This window comes from Salinibacter sp. (assembly GCF_042218895.1).
Classification (GTDB): domain Bacteria; phylum Bacteroidota; class Rhodothermia; order Rhodothermales; family Salinibacteraceae; genus Salinibacter.
This window is the reverse complement of the sequence record NZ_JBDGQQ010000128.1, coordinates 1-5,135: the sequence shown is the minus strand read 5'-3', so window position 1 is coordinate 5,135 and position 5,135 is coordinate 1. Positions and strand designations below refer to the sequence as shown.

General features: G+C 65.3%; 5 protein-coding genes. All 5 read left to right on the top strand.

What is annotated here, in order from left to right; all coding sequences use genetic code 11:
- Positions 1–392: SDR family NAD(P)-dependent oxidoreductase (locus tag ABEL04_RS11340; protein ID WP_375802506.1), on the top strand; the 392-nt coding region annotated here is incomplete at its 5' end.
- A gap of 410 nt (positions 393–802) precedes the next feature.
- Positions 803–2,569, top strand: a complete 1,767-nt coding sequence (locus tag ABEL04_RS11335; RefSeq protein WP_375802505.1) for a PAS domain S-box protein — start codon at positions 803–805, stop codon at positions 2,567–2,569.
- Between the two features lie 194 nt (positions 2,570–2,763).
- Positions 2,764–3,930 carry an ATP-binding protein gene (locus tag ABEL04_RS11330; RefSeq protein ID WP_375802504.1) on the top strand — a complete coding sequence of 389 codons (1,167 nt, stop codon included), beginning with the start codon at positions 2,764–2,766 and terminating at the stop codon, positions 3,928–3,930.
- Positions 3,914–4,399 (top strand): response regulator, encoded by a 486-nt coding sequence (locus tag ABEL04_RS11325; RefSeq protein ID WP_375802503.1) that lies wholly within the window; start codon positions 3,914–3,916, stop codon positions 4,397–4,399. Before ABEL04_RS11330 ends, ABEL04_RS11325 begins: the two co-directional genes overlap by 17 nt.
- Positions 4,400–4,482: 83 nt before the next feature.
- Positions 4,483–5,135: response regulator (locus ABEL04_RS11320; protein WP_375802502.1), on the top strand; the 653-nt coding region annotated here is incomplete at its 3' end.

Below are 5,135 nucleotides of genomic sequence, written 5' to 3'. Positions count from 1 at the left end.
AGCGGGACCGGGGCGGGGTGCTCAACGTGGCGTCCACCGCCGCCTTCCAGCCCGGCCCCTACATGAGCGTCTACTACGCCACCAAGGCCTACGTCCTCTCCTTCAGCGAGGGACTGGCCCACGAGGTAGCCGATACGAACGTCACCGTGACGTGCCTCGCGCCCGGCCCCACGGAGACCGCCTTCCTGGACCGCGCCGACATGCGCGGCACCGCCCTCTTCGAGACCGCCTCCACCATGACGGCCGAGGAGGTAGCGGAGGCCGGACACGCCGCCTTCCGCGACGGCCGGACGCTCGTCGTGCCCGGCTGGCCCAATAAGATCGGTGCCTTCCTCGTGCGCTTCACGCCGCGGCCGGTGGCCCGTCGGGTGACCGAGTGGCTGAACCGCTAACCCAAGACGGCGAGGCGCGTGCGGGGCGTGCGGTCAAGACGGCGCGAAGGAGAAATGTTGCCAGTGTCCCTGGCTCGTTCCATCTGCCCGCAAGCCACGCCCCTTCCCCCAGATCCATCCGTCCATGTTGGCCACAGGTCCCCTCTCCATAGTGATCGAGGGTAGATTCTCGAGTCGTCAGAAAACCGATCCCGGGAACGCAATCCATTTCCCTGGATGCTTCTTCCGACAGACCTGAGGGCCTCCCGATTTCAATGGAACGAGTTGGATATAGATTGCCCTGCGGGCTCATCGACCGGACTTCCTCGTAGCACCGGACCGCACGATTGAAGTTTGAGTGTAACCTAAACCGCTTTCTACCATTTTCAGTCTTTGCACCCTCCAACCCGGATCCGTACAGCCTAGCCTCCATGCCTGACTCTGCAGAAAGCCCAGCCAGCGAAAAACGGACTCTTCGCCGGAGTAAGGTCTTCGAGCGGGTGAGCGAGGGCATCGCGGCCCTCGATTCCGACCTCCAGTACACCTACGTCAACGACCAGGCCGAGCAGATCCTGGACACCGGTCGCGAGCAACTGATTGGGCAGCACGTGTGGGACGCGTTCCCGGAGTCGAAGGGAACGGTTGCCCAGGAGGCGCTCGAAGCGGCGATGGAGACACAGGAGCAACAATCCTTTGAGCGCTACAACTCGGCCCTGGATCGGTGGTTTGAGGTGCGCGTCTATCCCGACGAGAGCGGGCTCTCGCTCTGCTTCTTCGACATTACGGACCGGAAGACCTCAGAGAAGGAGCTTGCCCGAACGAACCGCCGGCTCACTGCACTCATCGAGAATACCTCGCAGGCCGTATACCTCAAAGACTGCGAGGGGCGCTACCGCTTCGTGAATGAGGCGGCCGCTGCGCTTTTCGGGCTCGCGCCCAAAGAGGTCGTCGGGAAGCGGGACGAGGAGCTGTTCGACGTCGGAAGTGCGACCCGCATCCGCCGGATTGACGAGCAGATTCTCGAGGACGAGGCGGCGGACGCCCACGAAACGACCCGATTTATCGACGGAGACGAGCACGTCTTCCTCAGCAATAAGTATCCGTACTACGATGAGGAGGGCAACGTTGCGGGCATCATGGGCATCGACCGCGAGGTCACCGAGCGAAAGCGGCGGCAGCGGGCACTTGAGCGGAGTCGCCAGCGCCTGAAGTCGCTGTTCAAGAAGCTCCCCGACGCGGTCGTTGTCCACGACGCGGACGGAAACGTCATCGATGTCAACGATCAGACCATCGACGATCTCGGATGTGCGCGCGGGGAGCTCTTGTCCATGAACGTGACGGACTTCGAGGTCGGGGTTGAGCCGGAAGAGCTACGGGAAATCTGGGCGGAGATGGACGTGGGCGATCGCGACAAGGGACAAGGCCGGCATCGTCGCAAAGACGGATCGACGTTCCCGGTCGAGGTCTGGGTGGACAAGACGAGGATTGGGGGCGAAGAGCAATTCATCGCCCTCAGCCGAAACGTGACGGCCCGAATCCAGCGGGAGAAGGAGCTGCGGCGCAAGAACGACCGGCTCGACGAATTTGCGGGCATTGTGGCCCACGACCTCCGCAGTCCACTCAGCGTCGCACAGGGGCGCACGGCCATCGCGGCCGCACAACTGGAAGGGGACGGCGGGGCGAGCGATGACCTCCAGGTGGCCCAGAAGGCCCTCGATCGGATGGACGACATCATCTCCGACACGCTGGTTCTCGCCCGACGAGGGGAGGCGGTGGAATCCCCCGAGCCCGTTCCGGTGGCGGAGATTGTGGGGCGGTGCTGGAGCATGATTCAGACCGGCGAGGCCTCCCTGGTCGTCGTCGACAAGTGCACAATCGAGGGCGACCCGGACCGCCTCCGGCACGTCTTTGGGAACCTCTTCCGAAACGCCATCGAGCACGGCGGGGCGGCCGTCACGGTCCGGGTGGGGCGGAGGGGCGACGCCACCCTGTACGTCGAAGACGACGGTCCTGGCATTCCGCCTGGGCGCCGCGAAGACGTCTTCGAACCGGGCCGGACCTCGCGAGAGGAGGGCACTGGATTTGGCCTCGCGATCGTGGAGCGCATCGCCGAGGCTCATGGCTGGGCGGTGACCCTCACGGAGGCAGAGGGCGGAGGCGCCCGATTCGAGTTTGGGGGGGTGGAGGTCCTCTCGTAATGGGGGTCCCGTTCTACAGGGGGAACCTGCCAAACAACTAGGCCGTCTATACAAAACATATTCACATTTCGCGTGGCTCTTCACCACCTTCGTAGCCACTCGATGCTACCCGTCTCGTAACGGACCAGGGCGACGTTGGAACGAGTGCACCGGGCGGAGAGCGACCGACGACTCCTACATCATGTGCTCCTGCCATGGCTCCCTCTCAGGCTCAGGACTCCTCGTCCGGGGCGTCCTCTTCCGATGTCGGCCCGCTGGCGGATCCCCAGCGGATCGTGGACACCCTCCACGAGCCCCTGCTCGTCCTAGGCACCGACCTCACGGTGCGCCAGGTCAATCCGGCGTTTTACCGCGTGTTCTCGGCCACGCCCGACGACACGATTGGAGCGTCCCTCTACGCATTGGGGGGCGGGCACTTCGATGTCCCGATTCTGCGGGAGGCCGTGGGTCGGCTTCTCGAGCAGGGCGAGCCCTTCGAGGAGATTGAGCTCGACCGCACGTTCGACGGACTGGGGCGGCGGGTGCTCCACATCAACGGCCGGAGGCTTCGGGGCGACGCGGACGAGCCGGACCGGCTCCTTCTGGCCCTCAACGACGTCACCGAGCAGCGGCAGATGGAGGAGATGCTCCGCCGCCGGACCGAAAAGCTGGAGCGCTCGAACGAGGAGCTGGAGCAGTTTGCCTACGCAGCGTCCCACGACCTGCAGGAGCCGCTCCGGATGGTCTCCAGCTACCTCCAGCTCCTGGAGCGCCGCTACAAGGAGGACCTGGACGAGACGGCCCAGGAGTTCATCGCGTATGCGGTCGACGGGGCCGAGCGCATGAAGGCCCTCATCAACGGGCTGCTGCAGTACTCCCGCGTGGGGCGCAAGGAGGGGGAGTTCGCGGAAGTGGACCTGGACGCGGTGCTCTCCGACGTGCTCGACGACGTGGCTCGGGAAATCGATGCGCTGGACGGCACCGTCACCCGGGAGGCCCTACCTACCACCTACGGAAGCCGCGACCAGCTCCGGCGTGTCTTTCAGAACCTGATCGAGAACGCCCTCACGTACCGTGGGGACGCCCCGCCTCGCGTCCACGTAAGCGGCCGGGCGGAGCCGGACGGGACCGCCCACGTCATCGTCCGCGACGAGGGGCCGGGCATTCCTCCCGAAGGGCAGGACAAGATCTTCCAGATCTTCAAGCAGCTCGACCCGCACGGGGCCGGGCAGGAAGGCTCCGGCATGGGGCTTGCTCTCAGTCGAAAGATCGCAGAGCGCCACGACGGAGCTCTCTGGGTCGAGTCGGAGCCCGGGGAGGGCTCGGCCTTTCACTTAACCCTCCACCTCACCCCAAACGCCTCCCATGACAACATCGTCTGACCAAGATGCGCCCGAGCAAGGGCCCCCCTCCGATTCGGAGCGGGAGCGCCCGGTCCGGATTCTTCTCGTCGAAGACAACCCGGCCGACGTGCGCCTGACCCGTGAGATGCTGCGCGAGTCGAAGGTGCGCAACGACCTGATGGTGGCCCACACCGCCGAGGAGGCCGAGGACATTCTCGGGCTCACCGGCGAGGACGAGAGGCCCAGGCCCGACCTGGTGCTGCTGGACTTGGACCTTCCGGTAAAAAGCGGGCACGACCTACTGCAGGAGATGAAGAGCCACCCGACGCTCCGCCGCGTGCCGGTGATTGTTCTCACGAGCTCGGAGGCGGAGGAGGACGTGGTGAAAAGCTACGACGAGCACGCCAACGCCTACGTGACCAAGCCGGTGGACCTCGACGAGATCACGACGATCGTGCAGTCGGTCGACGAGTTCTGGTTTCAGGTGGTCCGTCTGCCCGAGGAATAGAGGCGACGGCAAACGGCCGGAGGGGACCGCTGTTGCCGCCGGTGCATGGTCAAAATCGATCTCGCAGAAATCCGAATCCGATTATGAACTCTCAGTCCAACTCTAGCGAGGCGGCTTCGCTCCGCGTTCTCCTGATCGAGGACAATCCCGGCGATGCCCGCCTCTTCGAAGAGTACCTCGGGGAAAGCAGGGTTGAAGCGACCCTCCGCCACAGAGAGACCCTGGAGGATGGCCTCTCTGCACTCCGGGAGGGACGCCCGGACGTGCTCGTTCTCGACCTCGGGCTCCCCGACAGCGAGGGCCCAGGCACAGTGGCCGCGGCCATTTCGGCGGCCCCGGAGGTCCCCATCGTCGTGCTTACCGGCCGGGAGGGGCTCGATGCGGCCCTCCAAGCCCAGCAGGCTGGGGCCGCCGAGTACCTGCAGAAAGGAGAGCTAACCCCTGCGCTGGCGGGACGGACCCTGCGCTGGGCCGCCCAGCGGAGCCGGATGCAACGGAAGCTGCGGCAGCGGGACGCCTGGGTCCGGTCGATTACCGAGGGCCTCTCGGCAGGGGTCTTCCGTGCAGGGCCCACCGGCCGCATCGAGTACGCGAACGAAGCGCTGGTGGACCTGCTCGGCGTCGAGTCGAGCGAAGAGCTGATCGGGCAGGACCTGACCGAGTTTTACGTCGACCCCTCCCAGAAGGGCCGGATGTTGGTCGAGGAAGGGGCCGAGGGCATCGAGGTCGAGCTCAG

Excerpts from the sequence above, each read along its gene's own strand:
- ABEL04_RS11330 (WP_375802504.1), top strand. The coding sequence starts at position 2,764 with ATGGCTCCCTCTCAGGCTCAGGACTCCTCGTCCGGGGCGTCCTCTTCC.
- ABEL04_RS11335 (WP_375802505.1), top strand. The coding sequence starts at position 803 with ATGCCTGACTCTGCAGAAAGCCCAGCCAGCGAAAAACGGACTCTTCGC.
- ABEL04_RS11325 (WP_375802503.1), top strand. The coding sequence starts at position 3,914 with ATGACAACATCGTCTGACCAAGATGCGCCCGAGCAAGGGCCCCCCTCC.